Source organism: Pseudonocardia benzenivorans CB1190 (assembly GCF_000196675.2).
In the GTDB taxonomy this organism is placed as follows: domain Bacteria; phylum Actinomycetota; class Actinomycetes; order Mycobacteriales; family Pseudonocardiaceae; genus Pseudonocardia; species Pseudonocardia benzenivorans.
This window is the reverse complement of sequence record NC_015314.1, coordinates 1-18,626: the sequence shown is the minus strand read 5'-3', so window position 1 is coordinate 18,626 and position 18,626 is coordinate 1. Positions and strand designations below refer to the sequence as shown.

Genomic DNA, 18,626 nt, shown 5'->3' with positions numbered 1-18,626 from the left:
CATGATCGTTCTCACCGGGATTTCCTGTACCTCAGCTACTCACACCCGTACAGGCCGGCGCGGCGGCAGGTCTGGGCCAGCGGCTCGTCGGCCGGGACCGGGTCGCCGGTGAGCCGCTCGGCGGCGCGCCGGGCGATGGAGGCGAACCGGTCCGGGTCGCGCTGCAGCAGCGCCAGCCGCCGCCAGTGCTCCAGGCACCGGAACAGCTCGGTGAGCTCCAGGCTCTCCCGGGCGACCCCGAGCGCCCGCTCGTGGGCCGCAGCGAACCGGGGACGGTCCTCCTCCAGCAGCGCCGCACGGATCGCCGCGGGCGCCGCGCCCGGCCGCAGCGGATCACCACCCGGCGGTTGCGCGCCGTAGGACCAGGCTGCCGTCACGGGTTCAGCGGAGCGAGTCGCGGCGGATCGCGACGCCCTTCTCCGCTGCAGTCGAGGTAGGAAGACCCCACATGATCGAACAAATGTTCGAAATCCAGAACTCACAAAAGAGGACGGGACAGCTCCTGGCCGGGGGCTGTCCCGTCTAGCTCTCCACGTCACGGATGCCCAGCACGAACTCCGTGACGCCGGTGCCTCGGCGAACCGAAGCGATTTCCCCAACCTGCCGAGAAGGGGCGCCTTGCGTAGGAGAGGATACCCCGCTGCGCCGCGGTAGCGCGACGTAACGTCGTCGCGACACGCCGATCCGGTTGACCGGATTCGCCGGTGCTCGCGACCGGCTCCGTTCCGACACGGTGGTGGGGTCGCAGTAAACGCCGTTTAGCGGTGCACTCCGGAGCCCTGGCCGTAAACGCCGTTTAGCGCCGGCCGCACGGCGCCCAGGACAGGCCACACACTCCGGCCCAGACCACCTGCACCTCGGACTCGACGGTCGACGATGGCAGTACCGTGCCAAGCACGCCGGGGTCAGGGGTTGTGGCATTCGAGGGTTGCGGTGTCGGGCGATTTGACGGCACGCGCCACGGGCGGCGCCGCTCGGTAAACGGCGTTCATCGACCGGCGCTCCGGCGGGCAGTGCGGCCGCGTTCCCCAGCCAGACTGGCGGGCAGCATCCGACCCCGGTTCCGCTCGGGCGGGAGGGCATGCAGGGGCCAGCGCGTGCAGAGGTGGTGGGGTCGTGCCCCGGTCGGCATGACCTCGCCGCGACTGTGGGAGCCTCGCGCGGATGGGAGCTGGCGCGCTGTACGGGCCGCCCACGACCATTGGGTCAGGGAGGTGCTCCGTAAACGCCGTTTAGCCCGCCCGCCCGGGCGGGCACTGCGGCCCAACTCGCGGCACGCGCCAGGTTCGATCCGCGAGCCCCCGCCGACGACGCGTGAGCCCTCAGCGAGAGGCGCTCCGTGCCACACGCGGGGCCAGCCGGCCGCGCGCGGGTGCGGGTAAACGCCGTTTACGGGCCTGGGCAGCACGCCCCCGCCTCCCTGCTCGTGCCTCATGGACGGGGGCACGGTCAACGGTGGAATGTTGATGTCGAGTGCCTGGCGCCGCGGATTCGGAAGGACAGGGGGCTGCGGCCTCGGCGTGCGCGGCGAGTGAGCAGCAGCAGGCGAGTTCGCCAGTTGGCCGTCGGAGCGGGGGCCTCGGCCACCGCGGCCCTTTTTACGGGGCGGGCGTACCCAGGTCGCTCTTCGCAACACCCTGGCTGGTCATCGCGCCCTCGTCGCGTCAGAGGCGTCGCGGCGTCCCTCAGCGTTTCCGCCTGCACCGCCCCGGCGGTACCGGTGCGCGCTGCCGGTAAACGTCGTTTATCCCGGCCCTTGCTGACCATCGCACGTTGCCCTCCGGCTCTGTCGTGGAACAGCGGAGTCCCGCCCCGGGCACCCTGGTGGGTGTCCGCAGGCGCCGCACGGCACTGCATGGCGGGCTCCCGGTATCCGTCGATGGTGACCACGAGCCGGCGCCGACGGTCTGCTGGGCGTCGGGGGTGGACGGGACCGTCGGGTGAATGCGGTCCAGACCCTCCCGATGGCAGGACTCGGGAGGACAGAGCCTTCGGTGGCATCCGTCCTGCCGGCCCGGTGGGCCCGACGACCTCGCGGCGTGCGCCGCCAGGGGACGCATCGGCGGGCGCCGTCTTCTGCGGCCGGCGAGTAAACGACGTTTACTGCCCGGCAGCGTCGTCGCCACGGACGACAGCCGGGTTCGTCCGCCCTCCGGTGGGCTGCCGGCGCCGCCGAGATTGTCGACGGGGCTCCGTGCGTCTCCTGCGCGCCACGTCCTCGGCAACGCCGGCTTTGATGCGGAACTGCGTCCGTGACGGACACGGCGGCAGAGCGCTGGGTTCCCTGCCCGGAGCAGCCTGCGGTTACGACACCCAGGACGCGTCGCTGCGCGGCGCTCACGCAGCCACTCACCGCCCGCGGCCTTCCCGCCGGTCCCCGCACCCGGACCACACGACCCTCGCCGCCGTCGCATAAACGGCGTTTAGCGGCGATCGGCGTGCGGCTGGGCAGGCTGGCGGAGCAGGACGCCGCAGCGCCGAACCTCTAACCGAGCGTGAGCCGGGAAAGGAATCCCGGATCACCAACAGAATCCGCCTGACTGCCCGTCGACCCATCGCGCCGGGCCCGCTCGCTGTACGACGCGCCCGCGCCCAGGCCCGTCTCGCGGTCCTCGACCGAGGTAGCTGCCCGCCCACCGCCCGAGGCCGTCCCCACCCTGGCTCACAACTCCCGCACGACTGGTGGCCCGCGACGACGCGGGACCGGACTCCGAAACGGGATGCGTTGCTAAACGCCGTTTACCCCCCGTCACGGCCCGGCAGTCCCCGCGACGTGGCTGGATGGGCGAAGCCCGAGCTCCCATCCGCCGCCGACACGAGCTACCGCCGTGTCCCGGACCGTCGCCCCGCAGTCCTGCCAGTGTGGCACTGTTGGCGACAACACGCAGGTGCTAGCTGTCCCACCTACGGAGGTTGGTGACGCGGCGGGAGTAGACACGCCAGGGCGGATGATCTTGATGTAGGGAGGACCTCCGGGCGAGGTGTGGAGCTGTCGAGGAACCACACCGTCGGACCCCGGAGGTCCTCAGTGCCGCACCGTAATGCCCCGCTGACCATGGAAGGCAGGCGCCGGTTGTGTCTGCGTGTCGACGCCGGCCGCCCGAAAGCCCATGTCGCTGCCGAGGCCGGGATCTCCCGGCAGTGCCTGCACAAGTGGCACACCCGCTGGCGCGCCGAGGGGGAGGCCGGGCTGGTCGAGCGCTCCTCGCGGCCCTGCCGCTCGCCGCGGCGTACCCCGCCGGAGCTGGAGGCCCGGATCGAGCGGCTGCGCCGCGATCGCCAGCTCGGCCCGGACCGGATCGCCTTCGAGTTGCGCCGCGAGGACGGCACTCGGGTCTCCGCGGCCGGGGTGCATAACGTGCTGGTCCGGCTCGGGATCTCGCGGCTGCGCGACCTCGACCCGCCTACCGGGCAACAGCTCCGGGAGACCGATCCGGCCACTCGGGTGCACGGCCCGAACCGGTGGCGCCGCTACGAGCGGGCCCGCCCCGGCGAGCTCGTGCACGTCGATGTGAAAAAGCTCGGCCACATCCGCGACGGCGGCGGCTGGCGAGCCCACGGCCGCGACTCCGCCCAGTCCCGGGCTGCCCGCTCCGGGCCGCGGGTGGGCTACGACTACGTTCACGTCGCGGTCGACGACCACTCCCGGCTGGCCTACGTCGAGGTCATCAGTCTTGCTGAGGGCGGGGAGAACCAGCACGCCTGCGCCGGGTTCGTCCGCCGCGCCACCGCCTGGTTCGCCGGCAACTACGGGGTCACCGTCGAGCGGATCATGACCGACAACGCCTGGGTCTACCGCAAGAGTCGCCTGTTCGCCGCCACACTCGCCGAGCTCGGCATCGCCCACCGCCCCACCAAGCCCGCTGCCCGTGGACCAACGGCAAAGCCGAACGCTTCAACCGCACCCTCGCCGTCGAATGGGCCTACGCCGCGGTCTACAACTCCTCCGCCGAGCGTGTCGCCTCGCTACCGGCCTGGCTACACGGCTACAACCATCACCGGCCCCACACCGCGCTCGGCGGCCACCCACCCGCCCACCGCGTCAACAACCTCTGCCGCGACGACAGCTAGCCGCCAGGCCGGCTACCTAAACGCCGTTTACCCTGGTGCGCCAGCGGGCCAACGCTGCGCGGGCGTGATCCCCGCTGACGTACTGCCCCCGCCGAGGGACTGCCGCCCGCCCCGCCCAGCCCGTAGGTACTGACCCGACTGGCCCACAACGCCCGGGGCCGAGGCCATCGGTGCGTGACTCGCATCGTGGGCAGCCACCGCCCCGCAGCCCCGCCGAGGCGCCCGCGCCTGACCACGAGCCGCTTTCGTCGTCGGGGTAAACGCCGTTTGCTCGACCCCGGGTCAGCTCTGCATTGTCCGGTCGTCGGATGGAGTCCGCCCGGCACGGGCTGCCTCATCCGACTCCGCCGACACCCGTCCCACATCGGGAGGTGTTCAGCCACGTGCGCCCTGGGCAGTCCACCCTCGTGGCGACCGAGCGACCTCAGAAAGTGCGTCTCGTCGAGGACCGACCTGGCGTCTGCTTCGGCGGCCGGCTCGTGCTCAACGGCGTTTATCGCGGAGGTGGAACCTGGCTCTGACGCCGATGTGCTCTGGAACGAACAGCCTCACCGGTAGCACCGTTCGCCGGCCTGTGGCGCGGTCTCGCCCGTCGGTGCTCGGCCCGCCCATGAGGGGCGACCCCGGGTGGGGACACAGGACCCGATGGCACCCTCACCGGTCCATGTCGGCGGGGCCAGATGACTGGCCGAGCCCAAGCGCCTTCCACGATGAATGTCCCCACGTCCGACTGAGGCCGACCGACCCGCAATCTGCGGGTCAGCAGCCACACGGCGGACCCGGCCCCGCCCCGCCGCGCCGACGTCGTCCTTATCTACGCCATCACCGGGAAACACCACCAAGCAGAGGTGGCGGTCAGATCGCCGCGACGGATGCCGGCCGGTGCACGTACCGAACGTCGCCGCAGTAAACGGCGTTTATCGACGCGGCGCGCGAACCTCCTTGTGCTAGTCCGAGCCCGTCCGGTACCGCCGCGGTTCGTCGAACGCGACCGGCCCTGGGTGCACGCCCCGACCGTAAAGGCCGGGCGCCGATAAACGCCGTTTACGGGCTGACTCGTTAGGGTTCGACGGCGACGGATTCGACGACGGAAAGGTGACGATCGGCGCGTCGCCACGTCGGCGCCGCATTCGCGCTCACTGCGCCAAGGTGGGCCCGGCCAGTCCTTTGATCTTCAATCAGATGCCGCGATTGGGTCGCCAGGAGGGGCGACACGTGGCGTCCTGCGACGAGAAGTACTCGACATCCCGTCGGAGCGTCGTCGCAGCACACGGAGACTGATCTGGCAAGATGCGCCTCGATCCGAAGTACCGCCCGCCGGGTGGGAAGCAAACGGAGGGGTTCTCTATGGCGCGGGTCCACGTCATCGCCAATCAGAAGGGCGGGGTCGGCAAGACCACCGTCACGGTCAACTTGGCGGCCGTGGTCGCCGATACGCTCGGGGGCAGCACCGACCAACCACGGGTACTCGGTGTCTCCACCGACCCGCAGGCATCAATGCTCGAGTGGGCAACTCGAGTGGGCGACGCGCTACCGTTCGATTTCGAGCAGTGCCACGATCGGCCCGAGGTCCTTGGGAAGCTTCGGGGCATCAAACAGTACGACCACATCTTCGTCGACACTCCGGGCAGTCTCGAGGACGAGTCGATTCTCCGCACCGTGCTTGCCCAGGCCGACGATGTGATCGTCCCGCTGGAGCCGGAGCCGATGTCATTCTCGCCGGCCGCACGATCGATCAGCCGAGTCGTCGAGCCCGCCGGTGTTCCGTGGCGGGTCCTGTTGAACAACTGGGATCCGCGCGACGGTGAGGGCGACCTGCAGCAGACGCGGGGGTTCGTCGCGGCGAAGGGTTGGCCGTCGTTCAACACGGTCATTCGGCACTACAAGCTGCACACCCGGGCGTCCGCGGAAGGCGTCACCGTCGTGCAGTACGCGAAGAACCGGGTTGCACTGGAGGCGCGCCAGGACTTTTTCAAGCTCGCGCTCGAGGTACTGGGGAGCAGCAACGGCGGAACTCCACGCCACTCCAACGGCCGGCCGAAGGAGAGTGCCGTAAACGCCGTTTACTCCGGGGTCGAGGGCTGATACATGGGGAAGCGCGTCGATCTCGCGGCTCTCGCGCAGGAGGAAGTACCCGACTTCGCTCCGACGACCCGTCAGCCCACCCCGCTGCAGGAAGTCCCGCCGCCCGCACCCGATGCACAGCCCGAGGTGGCCGACCTGGGCGAGTCCACGCTGCCGCTCGCGGACATCGCCCCCAATCCGCTGAACCGCCCCGGCGCCGAGGACGAGACCGATGATGACGAGTTCCGTGAACTCGTCGACACGATCCGTACGCACGGAGTGCTGCAACCCATCCTGGTCTGCTCCGCGGACGCGTTCACCAGCAGATATCCCGATCACGCGGGCGCGATCGACGGTGCGAGTTGGGTAGCGCTCATCGGGAACCGGCGGGTGCGGGCCGCCGCGGACGCCGGCCTCACCGAGGTGCCGGCTGTCGTGAACGACGACCGCATCACCTCCATGTACGAGGTGATGCTCGTCGAGAACGGGCATCGCAAGAACCTCTCGCCCCTCGACGAGGCCGAAGCCATGTCCCGGGTGCTGAAGGAAGAGCACATCACCCAGAAGGAACTCGCGCGCCGGGTCGGGCGTACCGCCATGTACGTCAGTCAGCGCCTCGCGTTGCTCAACCTCATCCCCGAGCTCCGCAACGCGTTTGCCGTCGGAATTCTCAAGCTCGAGGTGGCCCGCCAGATCGGGACGCTCCCCGAGGACGAGCAGCAGGCCATCGCGGATGCCGGTCAACCGTATCGGCTGCAGCCGGCGGGCGGGCCCAAGTCCGGTGTGTCCACACGACGCATCTCGGCCGGCACGCCCCAGCAGGCCGCGGAGTCCATTCGCAAGCTCTTCACTCCCGACGAGCTCGCCGAGTTGATCCGCCTGCTCGGCACCCGCAGCTAGAGTCGCCCGCTGCGTGGTGGCCAGCGTCGGTTGGCCACCACGCAGCGGCTCCGGGCCCAGCACGTGTAAACGGCGTTTACCGTCCTGCCCAGTGGGGTCCGCCAGGGTGGTGTGCGACCCGACCCTGGTGAGGGGCGTGGCGTAGACGTGTAGGGCGGCCATCGCGTGATCTTCTGGAGACCTTCCACAGTGCTTCAGGAGTTCCACGCGATGACCGCACCCTCCAGTATCGACCCGACCCATTTCCTGCACGAGCAGCTGTCCCAGGCGAGTCCCGACCTGCTGCGACAGATGTTGACCACGTTCATCAACACGCTCATGTCCGCCGATGCCGACGCCGTCTGCGGGGCGGCGTGGGGCGAGCGTTCCGAGCAGCGCACGAACACCCGCAACGGCTACCGTCACCGCGACTTCGACACCCGCACCGGCACGATCGACGTGGCGATCCCGAAGCTGCGCAACGGCTCCTACTTCCCCGACAGTGAGAATGATCAGCGAGAGCAGGCCGCTCGCGTCTGACTCGTTCCCTGACTGACCGCGGTGTCTTCAGCCAGATCCGTCGACGGGACCGCGGCCTGCTCTCGCACTGGCCCGGGCGGGCGTCGTGACCTCATAGGAGCTTGACCCCAGCGCCCCGTCACTGTCTTGTCCGCCGCCCGTCCGGGCCCGTGGCATCGGGTTCGCACGAGAGAACGGCAGGACGAGCGTGGCCAGCACGGCGGAAGAGATCTACGGCGGTGTCGACACCCACGGCAGGACCCACCATGCCGCCGCCGTCGACGGGCTCGGCCGAGTCCTCGGCGACAGGGAGTTCCCGGCCACCAGAGCCGGCTACGCCCAGCTGATCGGCTGGCTCAAGTCCTTCGGGCCCGTCGCTCTGGTCGGCGTGGAAGGAACTGGCGCCTACGGCGCCGGGCTGGCCACGGCCCTGTCAGAGCACCGGGTGCAGGTAGTCGAGGTCGACCGGCCCCACCGCCGTGCTCGGCGACGGCAGGGCAAGTCTGATCCGCTCGACGCGCTGGCGGCAGCCCGGGCCGCGCTGTCCGGAGAGGCCAGCGGAGTGCCCAAGACCCACGGTGGGCCGGTCGAAGCGATCCGCGCCCTGCGCGTGGCACGACGCGGCGCGGTCAAGGCCCGCACGGCCGCGCTCAACCAGCTCCACGGCCTGCTCGTCACCGCTCCTGCCCCTTTGCGCGAGAGCCTGTCCGGGCTCTCGTCGATGATGCTGGTCCGTCGCTGCGCAGGATTTCGCATCGACGACTCTCGACTCGCCGACCCGACGATGGCGACCAAGGCAGCCCTCCGGGCGGTCGCTCGACGCGTCCAGGCGCTCCTGGAGGAGGTGGCCGCCGCGGACCGTCAGCTGCGGCCGCTGACCCAGCGCACCGCGCCGCGGACCACTGGGCTGCTGGGCATCAGCACTGAGATCGCCGGCCAGCTGCTGGTCACCGCTGGCGACAACCCGGACCGGCTGCGCAGCGAGGCCGCGTTCGCACACCTGTGTGGGGCCGCCCCGATCCCGGCGAGCTCCGGGCGTCGCGATCGCCACCGTCTCAACCGAGGTGGCGACCGGGCGGCGAACGCGGCCCTGCACATGGCGCTGGTGACCCGCCTGCGCTACCACGAACCCCACCCGGGCCTACGTCGCGCGACGCACCGCTCAAGGTCTGTCCAAGAAGGACATCATGCGGTGTCTGAAGCGCTTCCTCGTCCGCGAGGTCCACGCGGCCGTCCTCGCCGACTTCTCCGCATCCCGCGCCCTTGACAGTGCATAGGAGCATCTGGCTGCTCGAACGCCGCCGCCGCGCCGAACGAGCCCTCACCACGCGCCACCTGCTACCTGCTCGGGGTCTCGACCCGCCGAATGGAGAAGCTCGTCGAGTCCCTGGGGATCACCCGGCTGTCGAGGTCGCAGGTCTCGACCATGGCCCAGGAGCTGGACGCCCAGGTCGAGGAGTTCCGGTCCCGCCCGCTCGATCAGGGCCCCTACACGTTCGTCGCCGCGGACGCCCTGGTGCTCAAGGTCCGTGAGGGCGGGCGGGTGGTCAACGTGCACGCCCTGCTCGCCACGGGTGTGAACGCCGACGGGCATCGAGAGAGATCCTCGGGCTGCAGGTCACCTCCGCCGAGGACGGCGCCGGCTGGCTCGGGTTCTTCCGCGACCTCACCGCCCGCGGGCTCAGTGGTGTCCGGCTGGTCACCTCCGACGCCCACGCCGGCCTGGTCGCAGCGATCGGCGCGACCCTGCCCGGGACGGCCTGGGAGCGGTGCAGGACGCACTATGCGGCCAACCTGATGGCCGCGACCCCGAAGGCGTCCTGGCCGTGGGTGCGGGCGCTGCTGCACTCGGTCTACGACCAGCCCGACGCCGTCTCGGTGCACGCCCAGTTCGACCGCGTCCTCGACGCCGTCGCCGACAAATTGCCGAAGGTGGCCGAGCACCTCGACGACGCCCGCGCCGACGTCCTGGCGTTCACGAGCTTCCCGAAGGAGCTCTGGCGCCAGGTCTGGTCGAACAACCCCTCCGAGCGGCTGAACAGGGAGATCCGGCGTCGCACCGACGTGGTTGGGATCTTCCCGAACCGCGACTCACTGATCCGCCTGGTCGGTGCCGTGCTCGCCGAACAGCACGACGAGTGGGCCGAAGGCCGCCGCTACCTCGGCCTCGATGTCCTCGCCCGGGCCCGGATCACCGCCGTCCCCGCCACCACCAGCCCTGCCGAGGAGGTGACCTCCACCGACACGATCCCGGCGCTCAGCGCCTGACCGACATCCAGAAGATCACGCTCAGCCGTCACACACCACGCCAGGGGACTTGACCTGTGTGATCGCGAAGGCACTTCGTGTCAGCCAGCACTGCACTGGGTCCGAGGGGTCAACGGTCGCGACGACGAGGTGGTGCACCGAGCACCGTAGGGCCCGGTAGTGCGTCGGGGCGAAGCCCGATTCCGGTCGGCGTCGACGACGTGGAGCCCGAATTGACCGTTAGATAACTCTTCGCTCACTCGTACCTGGTCTCGACTACATAACGTGGTGTCGGCGGGCCGCAAGCGGTGCCCGGAACGTTGTGGGGGTCGCATGTCAAGAGCCGTCGCGTGCCGGATAGCCATGGTTTCCTCTGGCCTCGTCGCCTGGGCGCTCGCGCACGCCCTGACCGGGACCCTCTTCCCCTACGGCCGCTGCTCGCGGGATTTGGATCACGTAATAGGCCCAGTTCTGCTGACCGGAACGGCGGCCGTAGCGACGTCGTTCCTCGCCGTGGCTGTGGCCGCGCTCTCCGCCCCAGATGTCAAAGGCCCCACAAGGCGATCAACATCGCTCCGCACGAGCGTCCGTTGGGGAACACTGTCGCCTGCAGCGTTCGCGACCATCGAGCTCGTCCAGCATCTGACGGCCGGCCAGCCGGTCGTGTCTGCCATGGTCGCTTCGACAAGCCTGTGGATACACATCACGCTCGGCATCGTCGTCGCCCACGCGGTCCAGGCTTGTACCGCTGCCCTTCGCGGCACCCTGCGGATTACCCACGCTTACGTTGCGGTTCGTCACGCGGTGGCGTTGAGCGTCGAATTGCCACCGCGATGCCGGTCCCTCCGCCGGTTCACGGCGATGTTGAACAGCCGGGGGCCTCCTGCGACAGGGTTTTGTCCTGTACTCGTGCCCGCACTCGCTCGGTCGATGGCCTAAATCAGAGGTCTTGCTCGGGCGCGGTCACGCCGCCCTGATCCCGAAGGCCTTCATGAGTTTCGTACAGCGAACCCTCAAACGCACCCTAACAACGCGCTCGCGACAGACAAGGCTGGCTGAAGTGCAGCGCGACTTCCTGGCTGGCTTGGCGCTAGAGGAGCTGAGCCCTTACGCCGGAGCAATGAACGACGTCGAGACCTTCTACGGAACGCCCCCGACCTGGTCAAGCCGGGAGCACGATCGACCGATCGAACGCGGTCGGCTCCTCCTGCAGTACGCGTACCAGCAGGCCACCGCGACTGCGCCGGCCGAGCCCGTCATAGCCCTCGACTGGCTTGAGAACCGCGGCGTCGGTGGTCGCCATCTCGACCTCGGGTCGGGTGTGGGCCTGACGACGCAACTGTTCGTCCACCGTGGGTGGCGCTCTTCGCTGGCCGAGGTGTCAGCGCCGGTTCTGGACTTCGCCAGGTTCAGGCTCGGTCGGCGTGACGTCGATGCCGACATGATCGACCTGTCGGTCGACAAAGAATTGCCGCGCAATCGGTTTGAGGCGATCACTGCCTTCGGTGCGTTAACCCATGTCGGCGACGTCGACAGCGCCGCGCAGGTGGTGTGTAGGGCGCTTGCGCCACGGGGAGTGCTCTTCCTCGAGCGCAGCCGGCTCTCGACACCCGATCAGCGCCATCGGGTCGGGTTAGCGCTGCGCCGAAGCGGTCTTCGTCCGCTCCGGGTCACCCCGCACGTCACCGCGTACCGAGCGACGTGACCCGCCCCTCGCCCCGACGAAACTTCGGCGATATGGCGCACCGGTGGCGAATATGATCGGACCGAACGGGGTCTCTGGGCGCAGGTCCGTCCGTGATCGAGTCAAAGAATCGACACGTATCGCGGTATCTGATCCTGACATGAGCAATCTGTCCGGGACGCTGCGACGTGGCGCGAGCTACTCGGGGATCGCGCTCGTCGCAACGCAGCTCATCGCATTCGCCCAGACCTTGGTTCTCGCCCGGCTACTCACACCCGAAGAGTTGGGCGTCTACGTCGTCGGAACGATTCTGACTGGCTTCCTGGTCACCGTGTCCGAGGGTGGCCTGCGCCTGGCGCTGGTCCAACGTGACAAAGACGTTGGTCGTGCCGCGGAGACCGTCTTTTGGGTCACCGGGGGCATGGGTGTTATTTTGGCTGCCGGCGCGCTCGGGGCTGCTCCATTGGTCGGCGTCATTTTCAACGATCCGACGGTCGCGCTCATCGCTGCGGCTAATGCCGGAACACTGGTCATTCACGGCCTGACGAACGTCCCAGACGGCCTGATGCAGCGGCGATTCAACTTCCGTCGCCGGCTCATCGTCGACCCGGCCCGCGTCGTCGTGTTCGCGGTCGTGACGATCTTGTTCGCAGCGCTGGACTACGGCGCGTGGTCTCAAGTCATCGGGAACTACGCGGCAATGATCACCTGGCTCGGACTGTCGTGGGCTTTCGCCGGCTGGTGGCCCGGGTTCGCACGGCCGTCGGTACGCACGTGGCGAGAGATGGCTCGCTTCGCCTACCCGCTTCTGCTGCAGGCGCTCGCTGACCGGATCCGTACGGCCGGCGAGACCGCGATCCTCGGACGTAGCTTGTCTACTGACGCGGTGGGGCAGTACCGCTACGGGCAACGCCTGTCTCTGATCCCAGCCAACGCTGTGGTCCAGATCGGCTCGTACGTGTTGTTTCCCGCGATGTCTCGTCTGGCGGACGACCCGCCGCGGCTCACTGATGCGTTCCTTCGTGCTCTTCGCCTCGCCTGGATCCCGTCGGTAGGCGTTGCCGCCTTGACGTGTGCGATCGGTGAGCCCGCGGTTGTGCTCCTGCTCGGCGCCGAATGGCGCGAGGCCGGCCTGGCTTTCGTCGCCATGTCGGGCTACGGACTGGGCATTGCCCTGGAGGCAGCGGGCTCCGAGGCCATCAAGGCGACGGGTCGCACACAGCTGCTCAACTGGACAACGGTCGCGAGCATCGTCCTCGGCATCGGCTTGCTCGTGGCGTTGGTTCCGTTGGGGCTCATCGGTGTCGGCCTCGCGATCTCGGCCACGGAGCTGACCGTCGGCGTGATCGTGCTAGTCCTGACACACCGCGTCCTGCCGTTCCCGGCGACGCGGCTGATCCGCATTCTCGTTGTCCCCACGGCGATCGCGGCGATTTCCGCTGCTGGCATCGGCCTCGCAGAGCAGGTGTGGTTACGCTCCGACGAACACGGCACTGTGGCCGGTCTGGCCCTTCTCGGGGGGCAGACCATCGCCTTCATCGTCTTGTTCGTCGCGGGGCTCGCCTCGACCGCACCCGCATCAGCGCGTCGTGTGTTCGGGTCGGTGCGCTACCGGCTCCGCCGCGGCAGCGCCCGACTTCGGGACAACGCCCCTGACCGCACCAGCAACCTCGACCACACACCCTTCGAGGCCGCGACTGTCGTGTTGCCCGTGATCGACGCCGATGCCACGATCGTCCTACGCGTACGTCCCTCGCAGCGGTCGATAGAGGCGCCGACCGTGCGCCTAGCGGCCATTCGAGCGGTGCCCCCACCTGAGGGCGTCCCGCCCTTCGAGGCGGCCACCGTCGAAGACAGCCCCGGTGTCACCCCTCCCCAACTACCGTCTCCCCGACCACGGCCATCCGGACCACGGCCATCACCCAGGCCACACCACGATGCCGAGTGGCGGCCGTCACCCCGGCCCCGCCGTCCTCCGCCGCGGGCCAGAGGCAGGTGAGGCCAAGTAGCCGGCCTGAGCAGCCTTGATCCCGAGTCCGACCGCCAGGTGTGTCTTCCCGAGGCCGGGTGGGCCGAGCAGGATTACGTTCTCGGCCTTCGCGACGAATGTGGCGGTGGCCGGGTGGGCGACCACGTCGCGGCGCAGGCTCGGCAGGTGCTCGAGGTTGAACTCCTCCAGCGTCTTGACCTGTGGGAAGTGGGCGGTGCGGATGCGCATCGTGGTGCCGGCGGACTCGCGTTCGGCGACCTGGCGTTCCAGGACCGCGGTCAGATACTCCTCGTGTGACCAGTTCAGGTCCCGGGCCTGGGCAGCGAGGTCTTCCCAGACACGGCCGATCGTCGGGGTCTTCAACGCCCTGCTCAGGTAGGCCAGCTTCGAGCCCAGCGCGGTGAGCTTGCGCGCCACGGCGGACGCCACCGCTGGGCGTCCAGTCCGCGGCCGCCGCTGGGCCAGTGCGGTGACGTAGCGGTCGAGGTGCACCCGGCGTGCGGCGAAGACCGCGACGTCGACCTGGTCGCACCAGTTGAAGAAGTCGGTAATGTCGTTTGGCACGGCGGGTGTGCTCGCACCGGCAGCTGAGCAGAAATGCCGCCGGGACACGATGTCGCCGTCCCGCGCGCTCAACCTCGAGCGGCTAAGCCTGCTCCACGCTTATCCGGACGGTGCGTTCATCCCCGGCGAGATGCGCGGGCCCGTCCAGTGTCGTGATCACCGAGTTCACGGAGCGAGTTTCACCGGGATAGATGTCGGAGCAGCTAGAGGGGTGAGCGCCAGGGCGAATGAGGAGAGGCATAACCCAAGGGCGAGAGCACCGACGGCGAACCACCAGAAGATCACCTTGCGGTGGGCTTTGTCCTGGTTCTTCTCGTAGACCTTTGCGCGCGTAGCAGCAAGGTGCGCAAGGGTACGGGCCTTCGACGACCCGGTCATCTTGACGAGTACTCGAGGCTCTGGAACGTCGTTGAACTTGGCGACGGCAAAGGCGGCAACTGCTGCAGCGAAGGAGAGGCCGTCGGCGACGTAAGCCAAGACTGCGAGCACCTTCAGTGGCGCTGGGTGGCTGCCGCCGGCCAGGAACTGAGTTGCGGTGGCTGCAACGCCTGCGACAAGCGCGGCCTTCGTATCGACCTGCGACCGAGCGGACGTTTGCCGGGTCAACGCGTCGGCGATCTCCTTGTTGATCAGTTCGAGCGTTGACTCCTGGTCCTCAAGGCTGGCCACGTAACATCAGCGGCTCTCGGAATCGTCACCGTGGGCCAGCTCGATGACGTTGTCCGGGTCCGGCCGCTGGGAGCCTTCAAAGGTTGTCTGAAGAGACTCAAGGGCGTACTCCGTGATGAAGTCATCGCCTACCGAGATTTCCTGCGGTACTGCAGCCTCTGAGTTGTCGCCCGGACTCTGCTCGCCACCCGCCATGCAGCGAGTATCTCGCTGAGCATCGGATCAGCCAACCTGCCTCCCGAACCGGCTGGCTAAGTGCAGTGCATTGGCGAGGTGCCCGCTCGCCTGCGGATCACTGCGGCTAGCCACTCCCCTCGCATATCAGGATGAGTCGCCAAGGTGGGCGAGGTCGGTGAAGCGGCTGTAGTGCAGCTGGTGCGCGACGGTGATCGTGCTGGTCGGGCCGTTACGTGCTTGGCCAGGATCAGGTCGGCCTCGCCCGCACGCGGATCGTCGCGCTCGAACGCATCGGGCCGGTGCAGCAGGATCACCATGTCCGCGTCCTGCTCGATCGAGCCCGACTCACGCAGGTCCGACAACATCGGACGCTTGTCGTTGCGCTGCTCCGGCCCACGGTTGAGCTGGCTCATCGCCACCACCGGCACCTCGAGCTCCTTGGCCAGCAACTTGATCTGCCGGGAGAACTCCGAAACCTCCTGCTGCCGTGACTCCACCTTGCGCCCGGACGTCATCAGCTGCAGATAGTCCAGGATGATCAGCTTGAGGTCGTTGCGCTGCTTGAGCCGGCGCGCCTTGGCCCGGATCTCGGTCAACGTCAGGTTCGGCGAGTCGTCGATGAACAACGGCGCCTCGGAAATCTCCGACATACGCCGCGCCATCCGGGTCCAGTCCTCATCGCTCATCCGGCCCGCCCGCATGTCGGCCAGCCGGATCCGGGCCTCGGCCGACAACAGCCGCATCACGATCTCGGACTTGCTCATCTCCAGCGAGAACACCGCGGTCGTCATGCCATGGCGGACCGGGCACGAGCGGGCGATGTCGAGCCCGACCGTGCTCTTCCCGACGCCCGGCCTGGCCGCGACAACGATCATCTGGCCGGGATGCAGACCGTTGGTCATCGCGTCGAGGTCGGTGTAGCCGGTCGGCACGCCGAAGGCCATGCCGCCGCGGGCGGCGATGGCGTCGATCTCGTCCATCGTCGGGGCCAGCAGTTCCTCGAGCGGGGTGTAGTCCTCGCTCGTGGTCCGCTCGGTCACCTCGTAGATCGCCGCCTGCGCCCGGTCGACCACCTCGTCGACATCACTGCCGTCGGCACCGTGGTAGCCCAGCTGCACGATCCGGGTACCGGCTTCGACGAGCCGCCGCAGGATCGCCTTCTCCGCGACGATCTCGGCGTAGTAGGCCGCGTTGGGCCGCGGTCGGGACCGTCGCGATCAGCGTGTGCAGGTAGGGCGCACCACCGAGACGGATCAGCTCACCGCGGCGCTGCAGTTCCGCCGACACCGTGACCGCATCCGCCGGCTCACCCCGACCATAGAGATCGAGGATGCAGTCGTAGACGGTCTGGTGCGCGGGCCGGTAGAAGTCGTCCGGGCGCAGGATCTCCACGACGTCGGCGATCGCGTCCTTGTTCAGCAACATCCCGCCGAGCACCGACTGCTCGGCGGTGAGGTCCTGCGGCGGCTGACGATCGAACGGTGAAGCCGCGGTCCCCGCGCCCGGAGGGGCCGCTCCTCGGAGGCCGCCACGGGCTGCGCTCGGCGGCGACAGGTTGTTGTGGCGGGCGTGGCAGTGTGCCGCGGTCATCCTCAGCACCGTCGGTCGTGGGTGCGAGTCGACACCGGGAGACCCCGCACCCGGTCGTCGCCCGAGTCCTGGGCGCGGCGCTTCTCACGCAGCTGGTCGAGGTGTTCGCGCAGTGCCTCTCGTGCCCGTTTCCGCACTCCCGGCTCAGCCACGGGTACGGGCTCAGCCACGGGCGGCTGTGGCCGCCGCACTGACGCGACTGCATCGCGCGGCAACTTTGTCGTCATGCGGTGCCCGGTCACGTGGCCCGGAAGCTCTTTCAGCCTGCCCTGCCACGGACGCAGCCGAGCGCCGAGCACCGCGAGCGGATCGTTCACGCCACGGGTGAGGTCTCCCCGCGGTCTGTCGCGTCGGTCGGGATGGAACTCCACCGCGTAGAGCAGACCGGCGATCGACGCTCCGTCGTCCCACCACCGCTTCAGGAGAGCCCGGGCCCGCCAAATCTGGATCTTGCCATTTTTTCGGCCGTCGAGGCCGAGGTGGTGGATGAGACCGAGTGTTGCTGAGTGACGTGAGTTGGGGGTGGTGGGCACGGCGTAGGTCGGCCATTGGTTCTGGGCCTGGTGTGGTGACCGTTTGCCGCGTAGCGAGGGTTCTATGCCAACGAGAGATGTGGGGAGGTCGCCATTTTCATCCACACCGAAGTCAGCTGTGGTGACGGGCTGGACAAGAGGATCCATGGTGACCAGGGCGTAGGTCGGTGTACGACCGGTTTCGGTACCGAGGAACTCTGCTGACGCACCGCACTCCACGACGACCAGGACACCGCTCTCGCGAGCCCAGGCCAGCGCGCGGGAAACCGTGCGTGGTGCTCGGTTCCCGGCCGCAGCGAGCCGGTCGACGGTGAGGCCGCTGATCAGACCGGTCTCCCAGTCCATGTGTGCGACGAGCTGGTTGAGGATCTGTGTCCAGCTGCGGCGCTTGTCAGACCGCCACTCCTCGTCGTCGATGCGGCGCGCGAGGTATCGCAGTGCCTCTGGTTGCGAGGTCAGCACCCGATACCGGGCGTCGACGAAGTTCCGCCAGCCGGGATGAGGTTGAAACCTCGCCTCCTGGAGGCGGCGTCGAGCCCGTTCACGGCCGCGGGCCAGGGCTCGGGCCCGGGCTCTGGCCCGGGCGGCCGGCTTGCGCGCTCGTCCTGGACCGCTGCTCGGGCCTCGGTTCGGATCGCGGTACGCCGTGCCGCGCGGCGTCTGCGGTGGCCGGGTCACGTCGGCGGTGGCGAAGAGATGGGTGGGTGGGAGGCCCTGGGCGAGTAGTTCGCCGTGCAGGACGCATGTGGAGTTGCTGGGTCCGGAGGCAAGGGTGAACGCGCCGTGCTGGTAGCACGGGAGGCACCATCCTGCACCGGAATCAGATGCTGGCTGATTCGGGCGTGCGGGAATCGGCTCGTGTCGCGCTCCCGTTTTGTCCGGCCCAGGCTGTAACCTGGACACGCGAAAGCGCCCCTTCTTGGCAGGTTGGGGAATCCGCCCCGGTTCGCCGGGGTACCGACGTCAGCTGGGTGCTGGTCCAGATGACGCACGCTCTGAACCGAGGCGACTCCTGGCCGGGGGTCGCCTCGGTGCGGTTTACGAGGCCTTGTTCATCGGCAGCTCCTGTTGCCCGTGAGGCTTCGACGGCGCGGGGAGTTCGTCACGATGGCGCAGGCCAATCCGGATCAGAGCGGCGGCTGTCTCGGAGAACGACCAGTCCCGTGCTGCAGCTTCCTCGCGCAGCTCAGCGCTGTCGTCCGTCGGCACCCGTGTCACGATGACGTCCCGCGGTCCCTTGGAGGGACGCCCGACGCTGCGTGCGGCTGTCCGTTTGGCCATGTCGGCCATCTTGGCCGAATTTCTGAAATGGACGTGCGCGACACGCCGGTATCGCACCTCGGAGTCTCGGGCGGACTCGCACCGCCCGGGGGTTGGTTGCCTCGCCGCGCCCGTGGCGTCGTCACCTTCGCCCTACCTGGCCGCGGCAACTCGCACACACTGCCGCACCTCCTGCGTGCGATTCGGCCAGGTGCAGGGCTCCCCCCGACGGTGCTTTACAAGACAACGGCCGCGCTTTGACCGTGTTCAGGCTGGGAGCCCGCCACGGCCTCACAGCGCCCCCTCAACGACTCCACGATGGTCGAGGCACGCTTCGGTCCTCGCCTTTACCTTGCTGGCAAGCACCGAACGTGACCCG

The 18,626-nt window shown here is 68.7% G+C and carries 9 protein-coding genes and 6 pseudogenes; 8 read left to right on the top strand and 7 right to left on the bottom strand.

The window, feature by feature from the left end; genetic code table 11:
* Positions 1 to 35: 35 nt before the first annotated feature.
* Positions 36 to 377: a DUF6247 family protein gene (locus PSED_RS33640; protein ID WP_013678687.1), complete on the bottom strand. Its 342-nt coding sequence runs from the start codon at positions 375 to 377 to the stop codon at positions 36 to 38.
* 2,651 nt (positions 378 to 3,028) lie between these two features.
* Here PSED_RS33640 and PSED_RS33635 point away from each other — a divergent pair.
* From PSED_RS33635 to PSED_RS33600, 8 genes and pseudogenes are all read left to right on the top strand, one after another.
* Positions 3,029 to 4,071: pseudogene (locus tag PSED_RS33635) on the top strand (IS481 family transposase).
* Positions 4,072 to 5,418: 1,347 nt separating this feature from the next.
* A complete protein-coding gene (locus PSED_RS33630; protein ID WP_013678684.1) occupies positions 5,419 to 6,156 on the top strand; it encodes a ParA family protein in 738 nt (245 codons plus the stop codon).
* A gap of 3 nt (positions 6,157 to 6,159) precedes the next feature.
* Positions 6,160 to 7,035, top strand: a complete 876-nt coding sequence (locus tag PSED_RS33625) for a ParB/RepB/Spo0J family partition protein (protein WP_013678683.1) — start codon at positions 6,160 to 6,162, stop codon at positions 7,033 to 7,035.
* Between the two features lie 210 nt (positions 7,036 to 7,245).
* A pseudogene (locus PSED_RS33620) lies at positions 7,246 to 7,542 on the top strand (transposase); the annotation flags it as partial.
* Positions 7,543 to 7,741: 199 nt separating this feature from the next.
* A pseudogene (locus tag PSED_RS33615) lies at positions 7,742 to 8,810 on the top strand (IS110 family RNA-guided transposase).
* 7 nt (positions 8,811 to 8,817) lie between these two features.
* Positions 8,818 to 9,801: pseudogene (locus PSED_RS33610) on the top strand (IS256 family transposase); the annotation flags it as partial.
* Between the two features lie 1,099 nt (positions 9,802 to 10,900).
* Positions 10,901 to 11,485, top strand: coding sequence for a class I SAM-dependent methyltransferase (locus PSED_RS33605; protein ID WP_158511363.1), 585 nt, complete (start codon positions 10,901 to 10,903; stop codon positions 11,483 to 11,485).
* A gap of 139 nt (positions 11,486 to 11,624) precedes the next feature.
* Entirely contained in the window at positions 11,625 to 13,463 is a 1,839-nt protein-coding gene (locus PSED_RS33600; protein WP_013678681.1) for a lipopolysaccharide biosynthesis protein, read from the top strand.
* Positions 13,464 to 13,469: 6 nt separating this feature from the next.
* On the opposite strand, the pseudogene PSED_RS33595 reads toward PSED_RS33600, so the two are convergent.
* From PSED_RS33595 to PSED_RS33570, 6 genes and pseudogenes are all read right to left on the bottom strand, one after another.
* Positions 13,470 to 13,883: pseudogene (locus tag PSED_RS33595) on the bottom strand (ATP-binding protein); the annotation flags it as partial.
* A 300-nt stretch (positions 13,884 to 14,183) separates the two neighbouring features.
* Positions 14,184 to 14,687, bottom strand: coding sequence for a hypothetical protein (locus PSED_RS33590; protein WP_013678679.1), 504 nt, complete (start codon positions 14,685 to 14,687; stop codon positions 14,184 to 14,186).
* Between the two features lie 6 nt (positions 14,688 to 14,693).
* Positions 14,694 to 14,882, bottom strand: coding sequence for a hypothetical protein (locus PSED_RS33585; RefSeq protein ID WP_041763297.1), 189 nt, complete (start codon positions 14,880 to 14,882; stop codon positions 14,694 to 14,696).
* A gap of 126 nt (positions 14,883 to 15,008) precedes the next feature.
* Positions 15,009 to 16,454: pseudogene (gene dnaB / locus PSED_RS33580) on the bottom strand (replicative DNA helicase).
* A gap of 2 nt (positions 16,455 to 16,456) precedes the next feature.
* Positions 16,457 to 17,449: a hypothetical protein gene (locus PSED_RS33575; protein ID WP_143771177.1), complete on the bottom strand. Its 993-nt coding sequence runs from the start codon at positions 17,447 to 17,449 to the stop codon at positions 16,457 to 16,459.
* Between the two features lie 576 nt (positions 17,450 to 18,025).
* Positions 18,026 to 18,196 (bottom strand): hypothetical protein, encoded by a 171-nt coding sequence (locus PSED_RS33570; RefSeq protein ID WP_158511362.1) that lies wholly within the window; start codon positions 18,194 to 18,196, stop codon positions 18,026 to 18,028.
* Positions 18,197 to 18,626: the final 430 nt, after the last annotated feature.

Coding starts and splice junctions, on each gene's coding strand:
- PSED_RS33630 (WP_013678684.1), top strand. CDS start 5,419: ATGGCGCGGGTCCACGTCATCGCCAATCAGAAGGGCGGGGTCGGCAAG.
- PSED_RS33625 (WP_013678683.1), top strand. CDS start 6,160: ATGGGGAAGCGCGTCGATCTCGCGGCTCTCGCGCAGGAGGAAGTACCC.
- PSED_RS33605 (WP_158511363.1), top strand. CDS start 10,901: ATGAACGACGTCGAGACCTTCTACGGAACGCCCCCGACCTGGTCAAGC.
- PSED_RS33600 (WP_013678681.1), top strand. CDS start 11,625: ATGAGCAATCTGTCCGGGACGCTGCGACGTGGCGCGAGCTACTCGGGG.
- PSED_RS33585 (WP_041763297.1), bottom strand. CDS start 14,882: ATGGCGGGTGGCGAGCAGAGTCCGGGCGACAACTCAGAGGCTGCAGTA.